The organism is Chryseobacterium sp. MYb7 (assembly GCF_002979455.1).
Classification (GTDB): Bacteria; Bacteroidota; Bacteroidia; order Flavobacteriales; family Weeksellaceae; genus Chryseobacterium.
This window is the reverse complement of the sequence record NZ_PCOU01000024.1, coordinates 1-22,359: the sequence shown is the minus strand read 5'-3', so window position 1 is coordinate 22,359 and position 22,359 is coordinate 1. Positions and strand designations below refer to the sequence as shown.

General features: G+C 35.4%; 22 protein-coding genes. 12 read left to right on the top strand and 10 right to left on the bottom strand.

Translation table 11 applies throughout. The features are described 5' to 3' along the window. Positions 1-18 precede the first annotated feature (18 nt). The 7 genes from CQ046_RS17370 to serS all read left to right on the top strand — a co-directional run bounded on the left by CQ046_RS17370 (position 19) and on the right by serS (position 8,101). Positions 19-1,155 carry a hypothetical protein gene (locus CQ046_RS17370; RefSeq protein WP_105703489.1) on the top strand — a complete coding sequence of 379 codons (1,137 nt, stop codon included), beginning with the start codon at positions 19-21 and terminating at the stop codon, positions 1,153-1,155. Between the two features lie 108 nt (positions 1,156-1,263). Then, positions 1,264-1,752 (top strand): hypothetical protein, encoded by a 489-nt coding sequence (locus CQ046_RS17365; protein ID WP_105703488.1) that lies wholly within the window; start codon positions 1,264-1,266, stop codon positions 1,750-1,752. 98 nt (positions 1,753-1,850) lie between these two features. Continuing rightward, positions 1,851-2,981, top strand: coding sequence for a glycosyltransferase (locus tag CQ046_RS17360; RefSeq protein ID WP_105703487.1), 1,131 nt, complete (start codon positions 1,851-1,853; stop codon positions 2,979-2,981). Between the two features lie 9 nt (positions 2,982-2,990). Continuing rightward, a complete protein-coding gene (locus tag CQ046_RS17355; protein WP_105703486.1) occupies positions 2,991-4,244 on the top strand; it encodes a polysaccharide biosynthesis C-terminal domain-containing protein in 1,254 nt (417 codons plus the stop codon). Positions 4,245-4,310: 66 nt separating this feature from the next. Continuing rightward, positions 4,311-6,209, top strand: a complete 1,899-nt coding sequence (gene asnB / locus CQ046_RS17350) for an asparagine synthase (glutamine-hydrolyzing) (RefSeq protein WP_105703485.1) — start codon at positions 4,311-4,313, stop codon at positions 6,207-6,209. A gap of 38 nt (positions 6,210-6,247) precedes the next feature. Beyond that, positions 6,248-6,766, top strand: coding sequence for a hypothetical protein (locus tag CQ046_RS17345; protein ID WP_105703484.1), 519 nt, complete (start codon positions 6,248-6,250; stop codon positions 6,764-6,766). A gap of 66 nt (positions 6,767-6,832) precedes the next feature. Beyond that, complete coding sequence (serS, locus tag CQ046_RS17340; RefSeq protein ID WP_105703483.1) at positions 6,833-8,101, top strand: serine--tRNA ligase; 1,269 nt, start codon at positions 6,833-6,835, stop codon at positions 8,099-8,101. 56 nt (positions 8,102-8,157) lie between these two features. On the opposite strand, the gene CQ046_RS17335 is transcribed toward serS, so the two are convergent. From CQ046_RS17335 to CQ046_RS17295, 9 genes are all read right to left on the bottom strand, one after another. Continuing rightward, complete coding sequence (locus tag CQ046_RS17335) at positions 8,158-8,895, bottom strand: hypothetical protein (protein ID WP_105703482.1); 738 nt, start codon at positions 8,893-8,895, stop codon at positions 8,158-8,160. Positions 8,896-8,913: 18 nt separating this feature from the next. Continuing rightward, on the bottom strand, positions 8,914-9,639 hold the full coding sequence (locus tag CQ046_RS17330) for a sulfite exporter TauE/SafE family protein (protein WP_105703481.1): 726 nt from the start codon (positions 9,637-9,639) through the stop codon (positions 8,914-8,916). Beyond that, positions 9,630-10,082: a FixH family protein gene (locus CQ046_RS17325; RefSeq protein WP_105703480.1), complete on the bottom strand. Its 453-nt coding sequence runs from the start codon at positions 10,080-10,082 to the stop codon at positions 9,630-9,632. Before CQ046_RS17325 ends, CQ046_RS17330 begins: the two co-directional genes overlap by 10 nt. Before the next feature lie 10 nt (positions 10,083-10,092). Continuing rightward, positions 10,093-11,547, bottom strand: coding sequence for a cytochrome c oxidase accessory protein CcoG (gene ccoG / locus CQ046_RS17320; RefSeq protein ID WP_105703479.1), 1,455 nt, complete (start codon positions 11,545-11,547; stop codon positions 10,093-10,095). 94 nt (positions 11,548-11,641) lie between these two features. Then, positions 11,642-12,523: a cbb3-type cytochrome c oxidase N-terminal domain-containing protein gene (locus CQ046_RS17315; protein ID WP_105703478.1), complete on the bottom strand. Its 882-nt coding sequence runs from the start codon at positions 12,521-12,523 to the stop codon at positions 11,642-11,644. Positions 12,524-12,533: 10 nt separating this feature from the next. Continuing rightward, positions 12,534-12,734: a cbb3-type cytochrome oxidase subunit 3 gene (locus CQ046_RS17310; protein WP_002983870.1), complete on the bottom strand. Its 201-nt coding sequence runs from the start codon at positions 12,732-12,734 to the stop codon at positions 12,534-12,536. Positions 12,735-12,750: 16 nt separating this feature from the next. After that, positions 12,751-15,012, bottom strand: a complete 2,262-nt coding sequence (ccoN, locus tag CQ046_RS17305; RefSeq protein WP_105703477.1) for a cytochrome-c oxidase, cbb3-type subunit I — start codon at positions 15,010-15,012, stop codon at positions 12,751-12,753. A gap of 21 nt (positions 15,013-15,033) precedes the next feature. Continuing rightward, on the bottom strand, positions 15,034-15,246 hold the full coding sequence (ccoS, locus tag CQ046_RS17300) for a cbb3-type cytochrome oxidase assembly protein CcoS (protein WP_105703476.1): 213 nt from the start codon (positions 15,244-15,246) through the stop codon (positions 15,034-15,036). Between the two features lie 109 nt (positions 15,247-15,355). Then, a complete protein-coding gene (locus CQ046_RS17295) occupies positions 15,356-17,734 on the bottom strand; it encodes a heavy metal translocating P-type ATPase (protein WP_105703540.1) in 2,379 nt (792 codons plus the stop codon). 89 nt (positions 17,735-17,823) lie between these two features. Between CQ046_RS17295 and CQ046_RS17290 the strand changes: the two genes are divergently transcribed. From CQ046_RS17290 to CQ046_RS24065, 5 genes are all read left to right on the top strand, one after another. After that, complete coding sequence (locus CQ046_RS17290) at positions 17,824-18,537, top strand: Crp/Fnr family transcriptional regulator (RefSeq protein ID WP_034692595.1); 714 nt, start codon at positions 17,824-17,826, stop codon at positions 18,535-18,537. 61 nt (positions 18,538-18,598) lie between these two features. Further along, on the top strand, positions 18,599-19,414 hold the full coding sequence (gene panB / locus CQ046_RS17285; RefSeq protein ID WP_047377336.1) for a 3-methyl-2-oxobutanoate hydroxymethyltransferase: 816 nt from the start codon (positions 18,599-18,601) through the stop codon (positions 19,412-19,414). A gap of 3 nt (positions 19,415-19,417) precedes the next feature. Next, positions 19,418-19,732 (top strand): hypothetical protein, encoded by a 315-nt coding sequence (locus tag CQ046_RS17280; RefSeq protein ID WP_105703475.1) that lies wholly within the window; start codon positions 19,418-19,420, stop codon positions 19,730-19,732. A gap of 11 nt (positions 19,733-19,743) precedes the next feature. Further along, positions 19,744-20,421: an RluA family pseudouridine synthase gene (locus CQ046_RS17275; protein WP_077419486.1), complete on the top strand. Its 678-nt coding sequence runs from the start codon at positions 19,744-19,746 to the stop codon at positions 20,419-20,421. 246 nt (positions 20,422-20,667) lie between these two features. Then, positions 20,668-20,778 carry a hypothetical protein gene (locus CQ046_RS24065; protein ID WP_410493690.1) on the top strand — a complete coding sequence of 37 codons (111 nt, stop codon included), beginning with the start codon at positions 20,668-20,670 and terminating at the stop codon, positions 20,776-20,778. Positions 20,779-20,818: 40 nt separating this feature from the next. On the opposite strand, the gene CQ046_RS17265 is transcribed toward CQ046_RS24065, so the two are convergent. Next, the gene (locus CQ046_RS17265; protein ID WP_165790544.1) at positions 20,819-21,784 is read right to left on the bottom strand and encodes a helix-turn-helix domain-containing protein; all 966 of its coding nucleotides are present in this window, start codon (positions 21,782-21,784) and stop codon (positions 20,819-20,821) included. Positions 21,785-22,359 lie beyond the last annotated feature (575 nt).

Sequence of the window (22,359 nt, the reverse complement as noted above, 5' to 3'; positions counted from 1 at the left end):
GAAATCTTATAAAGGTTTATGAAGTTGAAATGGAGACTCTCCTTTTTGTTGATAATTTCGATACTTTCACTTCTTACATTCTGGAATTATCAAAACAGAGTATATGATTGGGATATGCCGGGCTATATGGGAAGCATGTATACTTCCGAGTTTCCGGATTCACCGGATAAAGTCCGAATCATTACCTATGAGGATATAAAAAAAGAGGCTCCTGAAGCTCATTATACAGACATCATCGGAATAAAGCAATGGGATATTCCAAGGCAGTATTTCGTGAAAAATACACAGTCTTTTACAGAACAATTACCCTATTTTCAGATCAAAGTAGGGTATATTCTTGTCATAACACTTTTTTATAAGCTTGGGTTTACTGCGCCAATGGCAGTTCTGTTTACCAGTCTTATATCTTACTTTTTTTCGGGATTATTATTATTTTATATTCTAAAACTCTTGTTTCCGAAGAAATACTGGCTTGCCATAATAATAACGATCGCTGCAATGCTATTGCCGCCAATGACGTATATGTCCAGGGTTTCTACACCAGATATGTTCATTTTTCAGTTTATGCTGATCTTTATCATCGGTTTAATAAAAAATTGGGATAAATGGGCAATGTTTGTGCTTCTGTTCGCTATTACTTTTATACGGCCAGATTATATTACTTTCACCCTGACGTATATTATAGCTGTTTTCTTTTTTCATTATTTTAAAGAAAAAAAGATTGACATTTCTTTCATTGCCCAGGGAACAGCAATTTTAATAATGTATCTGGTAATCATTAAATATTATCATTATCCGGGATGGAAAGATGTCTTTTATGATACTTTCATTGATAGGAGACCTTTTATTTCGAATCATCCTATAGACGTTAGTTTAAAGCAGTATCTGAGTATTATTTACATCAAAATTATTTACTTTAAAAAAGTAACTTTATCTGTAGCCATCATGATTGGCGTTATTTTCTGGCGTTCTAAAGATGCATGGGTAAGAATGATTTCAGTTCTTTTCCTGGTGAATGTGTATATCAAATTCTTTTTCTTTCCACAGTCGGCAGCATTAAGATTTTTCTTCCCGTTTATTTTTCCACTTTTCATGATGATGCTTTATGTTTTGAGCAAAAAATACAATGATCTTAAACTCGAGAAAATTGCGTAATTTTGCACTTAAGATGATAAGGATTTAAAATCATTATTCAAATCATACTTTTTTATAATGAGATTTGAGGGATGCTATTTAAACCTTTGATAAATAAATATTTACATTATGAAAATCGAAGAATCTAATATTGTAGAAACCAACGACTACAGAGTCATTATATACCCGGCTTCAAGACCTTTTGAAACAAAAGAAGCAAAAGCCATTACCGAAAAACTTTTTGATTTCCTTGCTACATGGGCTGCTCACGGAAAACCTCTTTCTTCTTCATTTAAAATTGAAAAGAATCAGTTCATCGTAGTATGTGTAGATGAAGAAAAAGAAATGGCTTCAGGATGCAGCATTGATGCTTTAGGAAAGATTATGAGAGAGATTGATGAAGAATATCAATTGGGGCTTTTTGACAGAATGAAAGCGAGTTTTGTTGAAAATGGTGAAGTAAAGACTCTGAAACTGATAGATTTTAAAACGAAGTTAAGAAGCGGGGAACTTTCAAACGATATCCAGGTTTTTGACTTCTCAAAAAATACGTATCTGGACTTTTTAAGCCACTTCCTTCTTCCTTTGGAGAAGAGTTGGGCAGCTTCAGTAAAATAATCGCTGTGTAGCTTATGCAGCCGAATAATCATAAAGTGAGAATGTGTTTCTCACTTTTTTGTTTTAATGTATCTTTGTGTAGATTCGAGTAAAAATCAATGCCTAAAGTACTTTTTTTAACGACATCCCACAGCTATAATGATGACCGGATTTTTTATCATCAGGCGAAAACTCTTAGAGATAATGGGTATGAAGTGAAAATATGCAGTTTGTACGCTGATTATAAAGGTACTATTGATGGAATTGAAATAGAATCTTATGGTATTCTGGAAGAAAGCATTGAGAATAAAATGGAGACCTTCCGGAAGGTCTGTGACAGTTTTCAACCCCGGATCATTATCTGTTCCGAACCGCTGGCAGTAGTGGCTTCAAAGAAATTTGTAAAAGAAAATAAGGTAAGTTGTATTTATGATGTTACGGAGTGGTATCCTTCCATGTCAATGCTTCAGAATTATCGTTTTCCTGCTAAAATTTTTCAAGCCGTAAAGTTTTCTCTTATTCAGTTGTATGCTGGCTTTTTGAGCACTCATTTTATTTTTGGAGAAACGACTAAAAAATTTCCATTAGCTTATTTTTTCGGATTTAAAAAACAGATGATTCTTCCTTATTATCCAGATTCGGCGTATATCAAAGAAAGCATCAAGGAACTTGAACCCAATACAATAACACTCTGTTACACAGGTCAGATTTCTAAAGATAAAGGAATTGAAAATTTCTTCAATGCAATAGATAAACTTCGCCAGAAACTGCCTGCAATTCATATCAGGATTTTGATTATCGGATCAACTGTACAGGAAAGTGATGAACTCTATTTTTCATCGTTATTGAAGAAATATTCTTTTGATGATATTGAGATCAGAAAACCAACCCGTTTTGAGCGGTTTACAGAAGCATTTGCAGACGCAGATCTATGTTTCGATCTTCGTGAAATTAACTTTGAAAATAACCATTCTCTGCCCATAAAACTGTTTTACTTTATGGGAGCAGGAAAACCGGTGATTTATTCAAATCTGAAGGGTATCCGGAAGCATATGAAGAAACTTTCATTTGGAAGTCTGGTAGATCCTAATAATGTGGAAAATATTTCCAAAATTGTCATCAATTATATCAGGAATCCGGAGTTATACCATTCTCATGCGCTTAATGCCCGAAAAGAATTTAAAGAAAAATATAATTGGAATGTCATAAAAACCGCTTTTATTGATTTTGTAAAAAGATCTATAGATTAAATAATCACTATGCAGTTTACTATCATTAAAACATTTGTCTCACGTTTTCTTATTTTGATCCTAAGTTTCGGATTGGTGATTTATTCTACGAATATGTGGGGAAGTGAGGGAAAAGGAACCATTTCGATTGTGGTTGCCAACGCGGCAGCAGTGAGCTTTTTCAGCAGTATCTTTTCCGGAAGCAGTGCCTCTTATTTTGCATCAAGATTTAAAATAGAGAAAGTTTTGTTGTATGCCTATCTGTGGTCTCTCCTGACAGGGCTCTTGATCCCGTTTTTATTCAGTCTGGCATCTATTCAGAGTGAATATTTATTTTATCTTATCGGAATCTCTGTTTTTTCCTCATTACTATCTACCAATATCAGTTTGTTTATTGGGACACAGGATATTAGAAAGTTTAATGTTTATACGGTTTTACAGCAGTTAGTACATATTATCTTTATAGGAATATTAGTATATCTCTTCGGAAAGAAAGATGTTTCAGTATATTTCCTTGCACAGATTGCATGTCTGGCGCTTCTCTTCCTTACCAGCTTTTTTCAGATCATTAAAAAATGTACTATTTCCGAAATTTCATTCTGTAAAGAGGTGGCTAGGAATATGTTTGAGTACGGCTGGAAAACCCAGCTGAGCGCTTTTGTACAGTTTCTGAATTACAGGCTTTCATTTTATTTCTTGGAATATTTTGAAGGCATTGCCAGCGTTGGAATCTTTTCTATCGGGGTCACTTTTTCGGAAGCTATATGGACGATTACGCGCAGTATTGCTGTCATTCTATACTCAGATGTAGTCAACAGTAAAAGCAAAGAAGAATCTATAGAGAAAACCAAAGAATCTTTAAAACTGACTTTTTTTCTGATGATAGGTTTCGTTTTGGGAATCATTATCATACCATCTCAGGTTTATGAAATAATTTTTGGGAAAGAATTCAGAAATACCAAAGAAATTATGCTCCTTTTATCACCGGGAATTTTTGCCATTGCTGTAAGTGATATGGTGGGGCACTACTTTTCTGGAATGAGAGAACTCAAAATTCTTAATGTAAAATCAATTGTCGGATTGGTTGTAACAGTTGTATTTTCCTTCATTGCAATACCCAGATGGGGAATTTTGGGGGCTTGTATCGCTACTACATCATCCTATTTGGTTTCAGCTTTTCTATTGTTCAGAAAGTTTTTTAGTTCTACACCATTCAGTTTGAAAGACTATATGGTTTCAAAAGAAGAAATACAGCTTTTAAAAGAAAAATTTTTGAAGAAATAATTACTCCATACATGGACGGAAAATAAAGACATTTCCCTATTTTTACAAATCTATTAAGTCTTTACTATGTGCGGAATCAGTGGCTATTATTCATTTCATAAAAGTATTTCCTCAACAAATATTCTGGAAATGAATCAGTCGATTAAACATCGTGGACCGGATGATGAAGGTTTCTGGCTATACAATGTGAATCAGGGAGTTTCCTTTTCCGGGAATGATTCTACACAAAAAATTAAAGAACAGTTTCCGGTTTTACAGGACCGTAATTCTGAGATTGCTTTAGGCTTCCGTAGATTATCAATCATTGATTTATCTGAAAAAGGACATCAGCCCATGCTTTCGGAGAATGAGCAAATTATTATCACCTTTAACGGAGAGATTTATAATTTTAAAAAATTAAAGAAAGAACTTGAATATTTAGGTCATTCTTTCCACAGTACTTCTGATACTGAAGTTATTCTCAAAGCTTATCAGGAGTGGGGAAACTCAGCCTTTGCAAAGCTGGATGGAATGTTTGCCATCTGTATTGTTGATCTCTCCAGCCAGAAACTTATACTGGCAAGAGATAGAGTAGGAATGAAGCCTCTTTTTTACCATCAGAGCAAGGAGGGGTTGGTTTGGGCCTCAGAAATAAAAGCATTGCTAAAAAATGAATTTGTAAAAGCTGAAATCAACTGGGATGGAGTCTATACCAATTTTCTTTTTCAGACAACACTTGCCCCTCAAACCTGTTTTCAGCATATTTTTTCCCTGGAACCTGCTTCCTTTATGACTGTTGATTTAAAAGATCAGAAAATTACCAAAGAAAAATTTTGGGAGCTGCCTTCATGGTCTGAGAAAAATATTTCTGAAGAAGAAGCGGTAAGAAGAATAGATGAGCTGCTTTCCGAAAGTATTTCAGAACAATTATACGCAGATGTTCCTGTCGCTGTTATGATGAGTGGAGGAATAGATTCTACCTTAATTGCTTCAAAATCAAAGCCTTTTAATGCCAATATTAATACATACACAATATCTTATCCGTTTTCTGAGGAAGAAGTGAAGAATGCTTCTCTTGCTGCCAGGCATTTTGGAGTTTCTCATGAGATAAAAAACGTAAGTGACGAAGAAGCTCTGGAGCAGCTTAAGGAAAATATCCAGCATTTTGAAGAACCTTACAGCAGCTTTGAAGTTCTGATCAATGCTGCAAAATATGCACATGACCGAAATTTTAAAGTCGTATTAAGCGGAAACGGTGCAGATGAGCTCTTCGCAGGCTATTCCCATACATTGAAGCTGAATAGATGGCTTCTGATGAAAAATTTTAATTTTATAAAACCCTTTATTTTCACTAGGGATAAATTTTCCCAACGGGTAAAAAATTATTTCTCCCAAGATAGTATGTTTGATTTTTTCAGGCAAAGCCAGGTCAATATGATGCCTGTGGAAGTTAAAACTCTTGTCCAGCCTGATATTTATAATAAAATTGATGTAAATCTTTCAAAATATCATGTTTCGGAAACAAAAAATTATTCAGGATATTTTGAATACGATATGAAATATTCTCTGTCTTCCCACCATGTTTTCCGGGATGATCTGAGTGCAATGAAATGCAGTGTGGAATTTCGTTATCCTTACCTGAGTAACAGTCTGATAGATTATGTATCGGCACTTCCGGAGAATATTAGGTTTAATGGAATTCAGAATAAACCTTTATTGCGGAAAACAGCTGAAAAATATCTTCCTCAGGAAGTTTTGAATATGCCTAAAAAAGGATTTTCATTTCCTGTCAATTATTTCATTAAAAATGAAAAAAGGGTAAGAGAATTTATAGCTGAAACTCTTGAAAGTTTAAAAAAGAGAAATTTTTTCAATGCTGTAGTAATTGATGAGTGGTGGAATCATCAGGAACATGAATACGATTGGGTGAAAATATGGCAGCTGGTTACTTTTGAGCTATGGTATCAGAAATATTTTGATAAATAAAGAAGCAGCCTAATGATTAATATTTTACCTTTGTAGCTATGATGAAATATTTTTGGAGCATATTTGTTGCGGTTTTTGCACTGGTAAGTTGTAAAAGTGACGATGATTCTTTGCAGAGAGTGGATCAGGTGCTTAATATTTATATGAAGAACAATGCTGGTCAGGATCTTCTGAATAATAAACTCACAGGATCTTACACCGGATTTTCCGTGAATGATGTCTTTGGAACAAAAGATATTGCTCCGGTAAGTATTCCTTTAAAACAGTCTCCGGAATCATTATATTATATGGAATATATAGCAGGTGCCAAAAGAAGAAGACTGGATTCTATCAGCCCGGATCAACCAGGTACAGGAACATCTCTATATTCCAGAATGCTGATTACGTTTACAAAAAGCACCAATGCAAATGATAACGTAACAGGATTGCTGGAAGTTCAGTATCGTAATACTCCTACAGCATTTCAGGTTTCAAAGGTATTGTATGATGGAAACGAAGTGTTTTCAAAAAATGCTAATGCACCAACTTCCACAAATACTGTTACGATCACAAAATAATTTTTAAATTTGTACAACTGTTAGCTTATTATGAGCTAAACATCTAATATTTAACATCTAAATAAAATGTTACAAGTCAATTTTTTGCGCGACGATAAAGAACGCGTTTTAGAAGGTCTTAAGAAAAGACAATTCAAAAATCTTGAGTTGGTAGACGAGGCTATCGCTGCCGACGACGAAAGAAAAAGAATCCAGTTTGAACTAGATTCCCAGCTTGCCGAAATCAATAAAATTTCGAAAGAAATCGGACTATTGATGAAAGAAGGGAAAAAAGAAGAAGCGGAATCTGCAAAATCTAAAACAGCACAATACAAAGAGTCGAGTTCAGAATTGAAATCCCAGTTAGAAGTTAAAGAAAATGACTTACTGAATATTCTGTACCAGCTTCCGAACATTCCCAATGAATTAGTAAAAAGCGGAGCTTCTGCTGATGATAATGAAATGATTTTTCAGTCTCATCCGGTAGAAGGTCTTGGTGAAGGAGCTATTCCTCACTGGGAACTGGCAAAAAAATACAACTTAATTGATTTTGAATTAGGCGTAAAAATTGCCGGTGCAGGTTTCCCTGTTTATTTAGGGAAAGGTGCAAGATTACAAAGAGCTTTGGTTCAGTATTTCTTAGATAAAAATGTGGAAAAAGGCTATACAGAAGTGAATCCTCCTCACGTTGTGAATGAGGCATCTGGTTTTGGAACCGGACAGCTGCCAGATAAAGAGGGACAGATGTATTATATCAATGAAGATAAATTATACCTGATTCCTACAGCAGAAGTGCCTGTAACGAACCTTTATCGTGATGTATTGCTTGAGGAAAAAGATCTTCCGATCAAAAATACGGCATTCTCTCAGTGCTACAGAAGAGAAGCCGGAAGTTACGGAGCTCACGTAAGAGGATTAAACCGTCTTCACCAGTTTGAAAAAGTGGAGATTGTAAGAATTGAAAAACCAGAGAACTCTTATGCTGTTTTGGAAGAAATGGTAGAGCACATCAAAGAAATCCTTACAGACCTTGAACTTCCGTTCAGAGTATTGAGACTTTGTGGTGGTGATACTGGTTTTGCATCAGCCATGACGTATGACTTTGAAGTATGGAGTGCTGCTCAGGAAATGTGGTTAGAAGTAAGCTCTGTGTCTAACTTTGAAACGTTCCAGGCAAACAGACTGAAGTGCCGTTACAAAGGAGATGGTAAATCTCAGTTGGTTCATACCTTAAACGGATCGGCAATGGCGTTACCAAGAATTATGGCTGCATTGCTTGAAAACAACCAGACAGCAGAAGGAATTAAGCTTCCAAAAAAGATTGCAGAATATGCAAGATTTGATGTAATTAACTAAACGATCAGAAGTTTAGGTCAAAATAAAAGCCCACTGAATTTTCAGTGGGTTTTGCTTTATTCTGTCACGATGATAATCTTTTTATCTGCGTTTTTCAGTTGAGTATCTTTATCATAAATGGCTTTCAAATCGTAATCTATTCTTATCGAATGGTTATCAATCTGCTTCACCCAGTCATGTTTCCCTGAAATGGATTGTATGGGTTTCTCAAACCTTAAAGTGGTACCAATCTTTTTAAAAAACATTGCCATCATACCAGCTATTTTTTCAGATTCTTCCTTCGAGGTTTTAGAGCGGATTGATTCTTCAATGTTTTTAAGATTAAAGTTTCCTGTATCGATTGTGAGGGTTTTTCCATCCCAATTATTATAAATATTCTGATCCAGAGGAATTTTTTCAGTTTTTGTAAAACTTTTCAGAATCAGATAATCTTCCGGTTTAAAATGTTCCATTTTAAAAGAAAATCCTGCGAGCTTATTATCTTCTTTCGTAGATTTCATGAAGATTTTTTTCATGATTCTGATGGAGTCCGGATTTTCAGTTTTTAATTTTCCTTCCTTTTTGGAAAGATCATACATACTTGTCCATGTGGTTGGAAGTTTATCCATTTCTCCAAATTCCTTTTGCTTTAATGAATCCGGAGTCATCGCTATCATTTCAGACATAAACTCTCTTGTATCAATATCCGTAACGGAAGTAGAGGCGGAATCTTTATGATAGACAATTTCAGAATTCACACTGCAGGATTGCAGTATAAAAAGGCTTATCAGGAATAAAACAAAGATTTTCTTCATGGTTTATTTACATACAAATTAATGACAGTTAACAGCCCCGTTCTGATCTTTAACAATCGTCATCGCTTCTGCTTTCGGAGAAACATAGGGAATTCCCAGTTCAAGACCTCTTAGAATGAATAATCCTCCCAAAATAATCATGATAACGGGAACTGCTTTTAGAATCTTGACCCGGAAGGCCTGATTCATGAGGTTTCCGGCTAAAACGATAGCAAACATGAACGGAAGGGTTCCAAGGCCAAATAAAGCCATATATAAAGCTCCCTGCCATATTCCACCTCCTGCGAGGCTTGCGGTAAGAGCCATGTAAACCATTCCACACGGTAAAAAGCCGTTAAGAACTCCAGTGGAGAATCTTGAACGGTAATCTGCTTTCTGAAGAAGTTTTCCTAAATTTAATTTGACAGAGTATAAAAATTTGGAAAGGAAAGGTATTTTTGAAGCAAAATCTTTTCCTCCAAATGAAAATACAGCCATGATAATCAGAAGAACTCCTGCTGTTATAGTAAGATATTTCTGAAAGCCTGCCATTTCAAATCCCTGCCCGATAATTCCAAGAAGCGCACCCAATAATGAATAGGTGAATATTCTTCCGAATTGATAGGTAAGATTCTGAAGATAGAAGTTAGCGGCCTGTTTTTTGGTCAATCCCATCGACAAGGCAATTGGGCCGCACATTCCGATACAGTGAAAACCGGAAGCAAAGCCTAAAGCAATAGCCGATACAATAAGTCCTATTTCCATATCACGTCATAATCCATTCGATAGTCTGTTTTATCTTTTGTCCAACTTAATCTTAATGTGTAGTTTCCTACTTTCAATACCTGTGCTGGTATTGTGAAAGACTGGCTGGCATCAAGCTGTACAGATTTTTTGATATCTAAATTCTGGTCGTCGGTTCTGTTTAAAACAAATTTTACCGTAGTATTTGAGTTGTTATATTCTTTTGGAAAAGTAATTTTAATTCCTTTGGTATCCTGGCTGTATACAGGTTTTTCCTGTAAGTCATCTGCTTTTTTCTTTGCATCAATGACATCCTGATATTTCAACTCCTCTTCATAATAATTATCCGTTACCATTTCAGAGTTCTTCTGACCGTTCGGGAAAAGAAACATCATGGATAATATAAAAACTATGAATGCAAGTAATGCAATTACAACACCGTGTCCCCAACTAAAGTTCTTCATTTTTTTCTAATTAAAATTGCAGTTTAAATGGTCCTTCAAAATAAGTCTGATAAGAATCAATCAATTTACCCTTCATATCATAAACACCAATCGTGATATTCTGTTTAGACAGTTTCATTTCATCTTCCGGGAAGCTGATATTGATTGTTCCTTTTGAAATTTTATCTCTATCCACCTGAATCTTACTTGATGCACTATAAGTAATCTCACCATGTGCCGGCTCCATTACTTTGATGGTAACGATTTTTTTGTCGTTCGTTTTATTAAGGAAAGTATAATTATAAGTATTGGTAATTTTACCATCTCTTACAAAGAATGTGCTCCCTGCCGGTTTGATGAATTTAGCTTCCATCTCACCGCGGCTGTATAATAGATACCCCAGGAATCCAACTAAAAGTAATAAGAATATGGAGAATCCTTTCATTCTTCCGGTAAACTTGAACTGAGTCTGCTGCTCAATTTCGTTCTCAGAAGCATATCGAACCAACCCTTTTGGAAGGCCTACTTTTTCCATGACTTCATCACAGGCATCAATACATGCTGTACAGTTGATACATTCCAACTGCTGTCCGTCTCTGATGTCAATTCCGGTAGGACATACCACTACACACTGCTGGCAGTCGATACAATCTCCTTTTCCAGCTGCTTTACGGTCTTCACCTTTTCTCCATTTTGATCTGTTTTCACCTCTTTTAAAATCGTAGAAAACGTTGATGGTATCTTTGTCAATCAATACTCCCTGCAGTCTTCCGTAAGGACATACCAATGTACAAACCTGTTCTCTGAACCAGGCAAATACAAAATAGAATGCAGCTGCAAGAAGGATCATTACAATAAAATTGGTAGGGTGTGTAAATGGCCCTTCACCTACAATTTTAAATACCTCTTCATAGCCTACAATATACATAAACATGAAGTGAGTGATGATCAATGAAATAACAACATAAACAGTCCATTTCAAGCTTCTCTTCCAAATCTTCTCGCTGTTCCACTCCTGTCTGTCCAGCTTCATCTGCTTATTTCGGTCACCTTCAATCAGATATTCGATTTTACGGAAGATAGATTCCATAAAAATTGTCTGAGGGCAAATCCACCCGCAGAAAATTCTTCCGAACGCAATCGTAAAAACAATAATAAAGATTAAAGAGGCGATAGCACCTAAAGTAAGGATAAAAAAATCCTGTGGATAGAAAGGCTGTCCAAAAATGAAAAACTCCCTGTCTATGACATTGAATAATAATAATGGGTTACCATTGATTTTGATGAATGGTAAGGTAAAATAAATAATTAATAATAGATAACTTACAATGTTTCTATAGTTGGTGTACTTCCCTTTAGGTTTTCTTGGAAATACCCATCTTCTCTTTCCGGATTGCTCCATTGTCCCTATAGAATCTCTGTAAGTCTCAGGGTCCAGAACCTGTCCCTGTCCGCCGCGTACTTCTATTTCTTCTATGTCTGACATATGTAATAGGTTTTAAAAAAGAAAAAACATAATTCGTTACTATTTTAATCTAATAACAAATTATGTTTTTTTCATATGTTTCTAATTTTTTAAATTATTCTTTTTCCCAATGTGCTTCAGTTCCTTGAGGAGCTGCTCCTCCTTGAGCTTGAGTCACTGGTGGTTGTTCCTGATTGATGTGATATACATACGCTGCAATCTTCTCAATCTCTGCACCTGAAACTTCTCCGTTTTTACCGAATGCTCTCATGGCAGGGTTAGTAGGAGAACCATTCCAGTCCATATGGAATACGTTTTTGAATAACGTTTTCTCAGGCTGGTTGATCCAGTAGTTATCAGTAAGGTTTGGTCCGATACCTCCACTACCGTCTTCTTTGTGACAAGATGCACAGTTTGTTTTGAATAATTCTTTACCTTCCGCAATATTATCCGCTGAATACTTAGCTGTTTCAATAGTTACAGGAGGCTGAGATTTCTGGTATTCTTCAATACTAGCTAACTGTTCTTTATATTCTTTTTCATATTCGCTTAACGGGTGAGCGAAGTCTGTGAAAGAGTATGCTGCGATATATACAATACAAAAAGCAGTCCCAAAATAGAATAAACCTACCCACCATTTTGGTAATTGGTTATCCAGCTCCATGATTCCGTCGAAACCGTGGTCAATAAGGATGTCTTTTTCTTCAGTTTCAGATTGCTTTTTGAAGGCTGCATCATACATTCTTCTTAAGAAAGGAACCTTCTTTTCAGCCAAATAAGCTGCTTTCTCTTCCGGAGATAATTTTTTGAACTTGTTGTTCTCAATAAGGTCTCCAATAGCACTATGAATATAGGCAAGGATACCAGCGATTACAACAGTTCCCCAGAAGTAAGGCGAAGCTAGGAACGCGTAGCTCTGTACAAACAAATAATAAAAAACTATTAAAAGCCCAATTATTATTAAGATGTTTACGACAACAGGTGTTCTTTGTTTCATAAAAAATAGTTTAATTTTTTAAATTAAAATCGTCATCCTCATCATCCCCAAGTGGTGCTTCTTCTTCTTCTTTGTAATATTTCTTAGGCCTGCTAAAAACATAGATTACTAAAGCTATGAAGAACAGCATAAAGAAAATCAGAGCCAGCGTCTGGTAGAAACCAGCGTTTTCTGTATTGGATAATATATCTTTAAAGTTCTGAGGAATCATATGAACCTTTTAATGTTTAGTTATTACTTGCTGTTTTGATTTCAGTTGTTTTGATATCTGTACCTAATCTCTGAAGATAAGAAATAAGAGCTACAATTTCTTTTTTCTCTAGTTCTCCCTGAGGTCTCTTAGCATAAGCCACTTTAAGGTCATTTGCTTCAGAGAAGATATCTTTTACAATTTTTGCCGATTGGTTATTAGCCCATTTGTCTGCAGAGTCGATTTGAGCCTTAGTATAAGGTACATCGAATACATTCTTCATCAGCTTCATTTTGTCTACCATCTTAGTTCTGTCTAAGTCAGTAGCAATTAACCAAGGGTAACGAGGCATGATAGAACCTGCAGAAGTAGATCTTGGGTTATACATGTGTTTGTAGTGCCAAGAACTTGGGTTTTTACCACCTTCTCTATGTAAATCCGGTCCTGTTCTCTTAGAACCCCATAGAAATGGTCTGTCGTATACGAATTCTCCAGCTTTGGAGTATTGTCCGTTTTTACCGTTGAATCTTGTAATCTCATCTCTGAACGGTCTGATCATCTGAGAGTGACAAGCGTTACATCCTTCACGGATATAAATATCTCTACCTTCAAGTTCAAGCGGTGAATAAGGCTTCACTGCAGAAATCGTAGGTACACTTTTCTTAAGGGATAGTGTAGGGATGATTTCAATTGAACTACCAATAGATATTGTGAAGAAAGATAAAATACCTAATAATACCGGAGTTCTTTCCAGCCAAAGGTGAGTGCCTTCTCCTTCTTTTCTGTTTTTACTGATGTTTGCCAACGCTGGAGCTTCAGCAGGAACTTCTTTCTGGAATGATCCTTTTCTTACTGTAGCAATTACGTTTACAATCATTAGGATAGATCCTGAGATATAGAATAAACCTCCTACGAATCTCATTTTGAAGTAAGGAATAATTGCCGTTACAGTATCCAGCCAGTTTTTCCATAATAAGGTTCCGTCCGGGTTGAATTGCTTCCACATTAATCCTTGTGTAAATCCTGAAATATACATTGGAACTGCATAGAAAATGATTCCTAAAGTACCTAACCAGAAATGCCAGTTAGCTAATTTTACAGACCAGATTTTTGTTCTCCACATGATTGGTACCAGATAATAGATAACCCCGAATGCCATGAAACCATTCCATCCAAGAGCTCCTAAGTGTACGTGACCGATAACCCAGTCTGTAAAGTGACCAATTTTGTTGATGTTTTTAGTTGCCAAAAGCGGACCTTCAAACGTTGCCATACCATAACAAGTAACAGCTACTACGAAGAACTTAAGGATAGGATTTTCTCTTACTTTATCCCAAGCTCCTCTTAGTGTAAGAAGACCATTTAACATACCTCCCCAAGATGGTGCAATAAGCATGATAGAGAATCCTGTTCCTACCGCCTGAGCCCAAGCTGGAAGAGCTGTATACTGAAGGTGGTGAGGACCAGCCCAGATATATACGAAAATTAATGACCAGAAGTGAATAATGGATAATTTATAAGAGAATACCGGTCTGTCTGCAGCCTTCGGAAGGAAGTAATACATTAAACCTAGAACCGGAGTCGTCAATACGAATGCAACCGCATTGTGTCCATACCACCACTGTACAATAGCATCTTTTACCCCTGCATATGCTGAATAAGATTTCCAGCCTGTGAAAGATAAAGGTACTTCAAGGTTGTTGAAGATGTGAAGCATTGCTACTGCAATCCAAGTACCAATGTAGAACCAAATCGCTACATAAAGGTGTCTCACTCTTCTCTTAGAAATAGTCAGGAACATATTGATACCAAAAATGATCCATGAGAATGCGATCAATATGTCGATCGGCCACTCGTGTTCAGCATATTCCTTAGAGGTATTGATTCCCATAAAGAACGTAACGAACGTAGCAACAATCATAAACTGCCAAGTCCAGAAATGTAACCAAGACAAGGTGTCACTGTACATTCTTGTTTTTAATAATCTCTGTAATGAGTAATAAATACCCGTGTAAACGATGTTACAAACGAATGCAAAGATTACGGTGTTGGTGTGCAGCATTCTGATTCTACCAAAACCAAATGCACCATGAGTGTTTATTAAACCTTGAATGTTACCCGATGCCAAACTCTTAATGGTTGTGTCATCCGTCCCGAAAAAGAATTCAGGTAATTCAGGGTAGAAAAGCATTAATGCCGCCGTAAGCCCGAACGTAAATCCAATGAGACCGAAAACTAAGGTCGCATAAAGGAACGCACGGACAATACTATTGTCATAACTAAACTTCTGTGTTTCCATATCAACTATTCACTATTTTTCTCAATTTTTATTATTTTCTCCTATTTCTTTCTCGTCTTTATCTTTGTTGCCTTGTTCATCATTTTCTTTGATTTTTTCATCATCAAAAAGGATTCTGACAGCCGGAGATTCATCATCTTCAAACTGTCCTTTTCGGGCATACACTATAAATACGACCAAGAAAATCGCAGCTAAAGAAACACTGCAGAGGATCATTAAATATAGAATATCCATTGGACAACAAAATTAACCTATTTTCGGGGTTCAAATTTAGTGAAAAATAATGACATTCATCACGAAATGCCAATTTCAGCTAATTTAAAATCAGTCTAAATAAGGGCTTCTACACCTGTTTTTTGAAATGTTTCCGGCCTAATATCCAGGTTGAAAGTGTCGTAAAGGTAACCACCGTGATGGAACTGATTGGCATGATGATTGCAGCGAAGAGCGGGTGCATATGCCCAGTAACAGCGTAACTTAAACCAACAATATTGTACAGAAAACTGATTATAAATGTCATTTTCACAATGGTAATAGAGCCTTTACAAACGTTCAGATAATTGTCCAGGGTAACCACTTTATCTCCATTCATAATGACATCGGAAGATGGGGTAAAACTGTTTGTGTCATCAGCAATCGCAATTCCAACATTACTTTGTTTTAAAGCTCCTGCGTCATTAAGACCATCTCCAAGCATTGCTACTTTCATGTGCTGATCCTGAAGGGTTTTGATGTAGTTCAGTTTATCTTCCGGGCTCTGGTTAAAGGCCATTCCTTTGTAGTTAGGAATAAGCTCTTTAAGCTGGTTCTCTTCTGAGGAATTATCTCCGCTCAGTATAAATATTTTGTAGTTGGTGAGTTTTGTAAAAAGTTCTCTCAGCTTCGGACGGTATTCATTTTTGAAAATAAATTTTCCTAAATATTCTCCATTTTTGCTGATATAAACTGCTGTTTCGAGATTTTTAGGCTCCTGGTTGTTATAACGTGCAGAACCAATTTTATAAATGTTTCCTCTTACGCTGGCTTCATATCCTTTTCCGGAAATTTCGACGAAATTTTCTACCGGGAAATAATCATCATTGACTTCAATGAATTCATATAATGATTTTGAAAGCGGATGGTTTGAGTTCTTTAATAAGGTCTTAATGTTCAGAGAATCAAATTCGTTGATCTCAGATCCTTCGTATTTGATATTTGATTTTTTTCTGTGGGTAATGGTTCCCGTTTTATCAAAAACAATGGTATCAAGCTTCGCGATTTTTTCAATCGTTAAAGTATCTTTTACATAGAACTTATTTCGGCCTAAAATCCTCATAATGTGACCAAAAGTGAACGGTGCAGACAAGGCAAGTGCACAAGGACATGCAATAATCAGAATCGCAGAAATAACCTGGAACATAATTTTTAAATCAATAAAATACCAATACGTTCCTGCGACTAAGGCGATGCCTAAAATAATGAATGTGAAATATTTGCTGACGTTATTTGTAAGTGTATCAAGACCTGTTTCGTGTTTTTTAAATGCTTCTTTATTCCAAAGCTGAGTTAAATAACTTTGATCTACGTTTTTAATCACTTCAAGCTCTAATGAAGATCCTACCTGTTTTCCTCCTGCGAAAATTTTATCACCAGGCTGTTTGCTGATACTTTCACTTTCTCCCGTGATGAAACTGTTGTCTATATTTCCTTCTCCGTTGATCAGGATAGCGTCTACCGGAATGATTTCCTGGTTTCTAACCAAAATTCGGTCTCCTACTTTTACCTCTGAAAGAAGAATATTATTCTGTTTTCCTTCGAAATCTACTTTCGTTACGGCAATCGGATAGAAAGATTTGTAATCCCTGTCATAGGAAAGAGCATTGTATGTTCTTTTCTGGAAAATTTTGCCGAGGAGCATAAAGAATAAAAGTCCGCAAAGGGTGTCGAAATATCCTGGACCATAATCTGTTACCACTTCGTAGATGCTTCTTCCGTAAAGAACAAAAATTCCTAAGACAATCGGAACATCGATGTTGACGATCTTATTTTTTAAACCGTACCAAGCAGATTTATAATAATCAGAAGCAGAATAAAATACAACAGGCGTTGCCAAAAGGAATATCAAGGTTCTGAATAAACCTCTGTAATGTTCCATCCAATAATCTTCCCCTCCGATATATTCAGGAAAGGCAAGGAACATTCCGTTACCAAATGCAAAAGCAGCGATGGCAAATTTCACTAATAAAGATTTGTCAAGATGATCTTCATTTTTGTCAGCAGTTTCAAGGCTGATAACCGGTTTGTATCCTAGGTTGGTTAAAAATTTAGCTAGTTCGCTCAATTTCATGTCATTATGATTGAATGAAATCTGTAAGGTCTTCCTTGTGAAATTAACCTGCGAATATTTAATGTGCTTGTTTAATGTGTGAAGGCTTTCCAATAGCCAGATGCATGAAGAACAATGGATTACAGGGATTTTGAATGTAACAAGACTGGTGTTTCCTTCAGAAAAATCCGTAACTTTTTCAAAAATTTCCGGTGTGTCCAAGTAGTCAAATTGTGAAGAATTTTCATCATTTGGACGAATTCCCGCTCCTTTATTAAGCTCATAGAAGTTGCCTAAATGATTTAAATTTAGAATCTCGTAAACAGACTTACATCCGTTACAGCAGAAAGTTTTTTCATCAAATAAAATTCTCTCTTTTTCTATCCCTTGACCACAATGAAAACAGTTCTCGCTCACCCCCATAAAATATTGAACTACAAAATTATAACAAATTTTTTTGTTTATCGCGTTAAAAAGTTCTATTTTTGTGATAAATATCATATAAAATGCCGCAGGAACAACAGATAGCAATTGAAGAGAGGTTCGCCAGAGTTTTTAATGATAAATCATTTAAAGAAAGACTTTCTAGCGCAGATTTTGAGAAGTACATTAATGGCAAAAAGAAACTGAGTTTTCAGAAGCACGATACCATTTTCGAGGATGGCGAAACTCCAAAAGGAGTTTTTGTTCTGGAAAAAGGGGCTGCTAAACTTTCGAAATCAGGAGCGTTCGGGAAAGATCAGATTTTAAGATTTATCAAAGAGGGGGATATCATCGGCTATCGTTCTTTGCTTTGCGGGGAAAATTTCCAGGCCAAAGCAGAAGCAATGACAGATATTGAATGTGTGTTCTTACCAGCAGATATCTTTATGTATCTTTTGGAAGTAGATCCACAGCTGTCTTTCGTAATGCTTCAGAAAATCTCATACGAATTAGGAGAATCTTCCAATACCATTACTTTCCTTGCTCAGAAGACAGTAAGAGAAAGGCTGGCAGAAATTCTGTTGCTTTTGGAACAGAAGCTGGGTGTAGATCCTGAAGGTTTTATCAAGATCTCATTAACGAGAGAAGAAATTGCCAATATTATCGGTACCGCTACAGAAAGTGCCATCCGTCTGATCTCAGAATTCAAACAGGATAGCCTGATTGAAGTAGACGGAAGAAATATCAAGATCTTAAATCACGACAAACTCATGAAACTCGGTCACGTAGTTTTATAAAATCATACAAAACTTAAGTCGGCTGAAGGCCGACTTTTTAACTTTTAAAAATAGATAAATTATGTCTGTTCACTCTGAAATTAAAAAAGTTACGACTGAAACCTTGCGTAAAATGAAATTCGACAAGGAAAAAATAACCATGCTTACAGCCTATGATTTTACTACAGCGAAAATGGTAGACGCAGGCGGAGTAGATGCTATTTTGATTGGAGACTCTGCAGCAAATGTAATGGCAGGTTTTGAAACCACCTTGCCGATTACGCTGGATCAAATGATCTATCATGCTCAAAGTGTGGTAAGAGGAACCGACAGAGCTTTGGTGGTAGCAGATTTACCTTTCGGAACTTATCAGAGTAATCCTGAAAAAGCACTGGAGTCTGCGGTAAGAATGATGAAGGAAGGTGGGGCACACGCTGTGAAAATTGAAGGTGGAAAAGAGATTTCCAAGTCTATCAAAAAGATCATCAATGCTGGAATTCCGGTAATGGGACATTTGGGATTAACACCACAGTCTATTTATAAATTCGGAACGTATAAAGTAAGAGCTAAAGAAGAAGCAGAAGCTGAAAAACTAATCGCTGATGCACAACTTTTAGAAGAGTTAGGATGTTTCTCCATTGTTTTGGAAAAAATTCCGGCAGAATTAGCGAAGAAAGTAACTGAAAGTATTTCTATCCCTACCATCGGAATCGGAGCAGGTTCAGATTGTGACGGACAGGTTTTGGTGTATCACGATATGGTAGGAATGAACAAAGGTTTCAGCCCGAAATTCTTAAGAAGATATCTTGATCTTTATACAGAAATTACAGGAGCTGTTGCTCAATACGTAAAAGATGTGAAAAGTGTAGAGTTTCCAAATGAAAACGAAAGCTATTAATCCATGCAGAATCAACAATCAATCCAGGGAATATTATCTATCGCAGCTTTGATTTGTCTTGCTGTAGGATGGTTTAATCTATTTTCTCCGGAAATCAATCATTTACTTTCAAGAAAAGTTTTTTATGTGCTGATAGGAGCAAGCTTCTTTATTCAGGCTCCGCTGCTTACGAATAAGAACTTTGTCTATGCAATGTACGCTGCTGCTGCAATCTGTGTATTCGGAGCATTCATTCCGGAAGATTCAAAACTTTCAAATATTAAAACAGCAGGTCTTTTGGCGGGGATTATTCTGTCATTATCCAATAGAAGAAGATAGGCTGAAGAAGTATGAAGGAGCAGATTATATATGAAGACAACCATCTTCTGGTGATTAATAAAAAGGTGGGGCAGCTTGTACAAGGTGACAAAACCGGAGATGAATCACTATTAGAATCCATCAAGAATTTTATAAAAATAAGAGATGCTAAGCCGGGAAATGTTTTTCTCGGCTTGGTTCATCGTATAGACCGTCCTACATCCGGGCTTGTGATCTACGCAAAAACGTCCAAAGCTCTTTCCCGTCTCACCCAGATGGTGAAAAATCGTGAAGTGAAGAAGACGTATTGGGCAGTTGTAGGGAAAGAAATGATCCCACAAAGTCAGAGGCTGGTTCATTATTTAAAGAAAAACGAAAAGAATAATAAAGCCATTGTTTTTCCAAAAGCTACGGAAGGAGCAAAAGAAGCGATTTTGACTTATAATGTTATCAAGACTCTGGATAATTACCTACTTCTTGAAATTGATCTTGAAACCGGTAGACACCATCAGATCAGAGCACAATTGTCCAAAACAGGAATTCCCATCAAAGGAGATCTGAAATATGGAGCACCACGTTCCAATCCTGATGGAGGAATCAATCTTCATGCAAGAAAACTGGAGTTTATTCATCCGGTAACCAAAGAAAATATTGAAATTATAGCTCCTGTCCCGCAGAATGATGCGATCTGGAGAGCTTGTGAAGAATAAATTATTTAATTTCAAATGCTTATATTATTAAAATTAAAGCTATCATTATTGTCCTCCGGTATTTGTTAAAGTGGGTAATAGGATTTTTTCTTTTTTCATAATACTAATCTTATAAGTCAAAATTAGAATTGATTGATCTTAAGATACTTTAGCAATCAACTTTATAACTTTTGTCTATGGATGTTTTTAACAAAAGAACAGAGTAGAAAAATATACAAGCTATAAAGAACAAAAGACATAGTTCTTTTGGCTAAAAATCTATGGAAACTTGGATGTCGTTATAGAAAAAATAATAAGTCTGTTTTTGGCAAACCGAATCTCACATTCAAAAAAATTTGTAATTTTTGTAGACCGTGAATATTTTTATGGGAAGAATTAGGAGGGAAAGTTACCTATGCTATTTATTTAAATTTAGTAAATACTCACTGGGTGTCATTCCTGTAAAGTTTTTGAATGCTTTATTAAAAGTTGATTGATTAGCAAATCCTGATTCGGTGTAGATATACATTAGGGTTACTTTTTCAAGATTATTTTTTTCAATCAGTTCTTTTGCATAGTTAATTCTATGTGAGTTTATATAGGCGTTGAAGTTCGAATAGCCATGTAATCTTATTGCTTTTGATGTTTGACTGCTCTTTTTTCCCATTAGAGCAGTAAGCTGAGAAATACTAAACTTTGGATTAATAAAATGTCTATTATTAATCATCTCATTTTCTATTTCTATAAATAATAACTTAGCATATGATATTTCTTCTTCATCTAATGTGTTGGGGAGAGTAATTTTTGCACGCTTTTCTATAGTTGAGAAAAGTTCTTGATCTCTAATCTTATCTTTATGGTGAACGAATAAATAAACAATTGAAATATTACAGCCAAATACTAAAAAATCTGTACAACGATATATGCTTTCATTTGCTAAAATATTTGATTGAAATTGAAATGTAAATAAATGAGTAGTTAAAAATGTTACTGAAGCAATTGAAAGGCTGTAACAAGAAAAAAATAAGCCGTACTTTTTCCCAAGAAAAATATAGGCTCCTAGAGGAATTGGTACAAACCAGCATAAATTAACAATTGAAACTTTCCAAAAATAAAAGGTTACGAAAAATGCGTAGATTGGTGCAGTAATAAGATAGCTGAAAACTAATTTTTCTAAACTAAATAAATGTATAGGAAATTTAAAAATAGATATCATAATGAGTACAAAGATCATACCTGCTAAACAGTAATAACCCATGATTATGTCCTTTATTATTAATAAATGTATAAGTGCAAAGGCGAAGAGAATTGTTGCCATAAGAGTATGATATTTTATATACAGTTCTTCTTTTAACGTTGAGATTTCTCGATTTCTAAATTTCATATTACTCATAATTTTTCGATTAATTATTAATACATTTACTTAATGTTCTAATTATTAAGTGCTTGTATGTTTTTAGTCTTCTAATTATTACAATTATAAACTTCAAATGAATTCTTATCAATCATTTATGATTTGCCTTATTTTATTTTACAGACAATTGCTATTAATATAAATTTGCTAATACCTATTGAAGATTATTAGTAATAAAAAAATATAGCAAAAAATAAGAGCTATGCTTCGAAATTAAGTTGGGTGCCAACTGGAAAGCAGTAAATTGAATAATGCAAATTTAGTAAAAAATTCTAATTCATTTTGAAGACCAGCCTTTTTGATAAGCTTCCTTATTTTTCAAGTTAGTTCAATTTATTACAGAATGTAGAAATTGAAGTCCCCATGCTTTGTTCGATTTACAAATGATGGAAAAGAGTTATTAGACTTCTTTTCATAATAAAAATACAAAAACATAATAATTAATTTGATCGGGCGGTTATTTTCTATGAACTCATCTTGACTTTCTTTTTATGAATTTTTTACAAGCAATAACAATAAAAGCTAAATAATTGAATCCGATCCAG

Bases quoted from the DNA above. Each gene is read 5' to 3' on its own strand.
- CQ046_RS17330 (WP_105703481.1), bottom strand. From the start codon at position 9,639: ATGGAAATAGGACTTATTGTATCGGCTATTGCTTTAGGCTTTGCTTCC.
- ccoN (WP_105703477.1), bottom strand. From the start codon at position 15,012: ATGGAAACACAGAAGTTTAGTTATGACAATAGTATTGTCCGTGCGTTC.
- CQ046_RS17345 (WP_105703484.1), top strand. From the start codon at position 6,248: ATGATGAAATATTTTTGGAGCATATTTGTTGCGGTTTTTGCACTGGTA.
- asnB (WP_105703485.1), top strand. From the start codon at position 4,311: ATGTGCGGAATCAGTGGCTATTATTCATTTCATAAAAGTATTTCCTCA.
- CQ046_RS17355 (WP_105703486.1), top strand. From the start codon at position 2,991: ATGCAGTTTACTATCATTAAAACATTTGTCTCACGTTTTCTTATTTTG.
- CQ046_RS17290 (WP_034692595.1), top strand. From the start codon at position 17,824: ATGCCGCAGGAACAACAGATAGCAATTGAAGAGAGGTTCGCCAGAGTT.
- ccoS (WP_105703476.1), bottom strand. From the start codon at position 15,246: ATGGATATTCTATATTTAATGATCCTCTGCAGTGTTTCTTTAGCTGCG.
- CQ046_RS17365 (WP_105703488.1), top strand. From the start codon at position 1,264: ATGAAAATCGAAGAATCTAATATTGTAGAAACCAACGACTACAGAGTC.
- serS (WP_105703483.1), top strand. From the start codon at position 6,833: ATGTTACAAGTCAATTTTTTGCGCGACGATAAAGAACGCGTTTTAGAA.
- CQ046_RS17335 (WP_105703482.1), bottom strand. From the start codon at position 8,895: ATGAAGAAAATCTTTGTTTTATTCCTGATAAGCCTTTTTATACTGCAA.
- CQ046_RS17370 (WP_105703489.1), top strand. From the start codon at position 19: ATGAAGTTGAAATGGAGACTCTCCTTTTTGTTGATAATTTCGATACTT.
- panB (WP_047377336.1), top strand. From the start codon at position 18,599: ATGTCTGTTCACTCTGAAATTAAAAAAGTTACGACTGAAACCTTGCGT.
- CQ046_RS17315 (WP_105703478.1), bottom strand. From the start codon at position 12,523: ATGAAACAAAGAACACCTGTTGTCGTAAACATCTTAATAATAATTGGG.
- CQ046_RS17310 (WP_002983870.1), bottom strand. From the start codon at position 12,734: ATGATTCCTCAGAACTTTAAAGATATATTATCCAATACAGAAAACGCT.
- CQ046_RS17325 (WP_105703480.1), bottom strand. From the start codon at position 10,082: ATGAAGAACTTTAGTTGGGGACACGGTGTTGTAATTGCATTACTTGCA.
- CQ046_RS17275 (WP_077419486.1), top strand. From the start codon at position 19,744: ATGAAGGAGCAGATTATATATGAAGACAACCATCTTCTGGTGATTAAT.
- ccoG (WP_105703479.1), bottom strand. From the start codon at position 11,547: ATGTCAGACATAGAAGAAATAGAAGTACGCGGCGGACAGGGACAGGTT.
- CQ046_RS17265 (WP_165790544.1), bottom strand. From the start codon at position 21,784: ATGAAATTTAGAAATCGAGAAATCTCAACGTTAAAAGAAGAACTGTAT.
- CQ046_RS17280 (WP_105703475.1), top strand. From the start codon at position 19,418: ATGCAGAATCAACAATCAATCCAGGGAATATTATCTATCGCAGCTTTG.
- CQ046_RS17360 (WP_105703487.1), top strand. From the start codon at position 1,851: ATGCCTAAAGTACTTTTTTTAACGACATCCCACAGCTATAATGATGAC.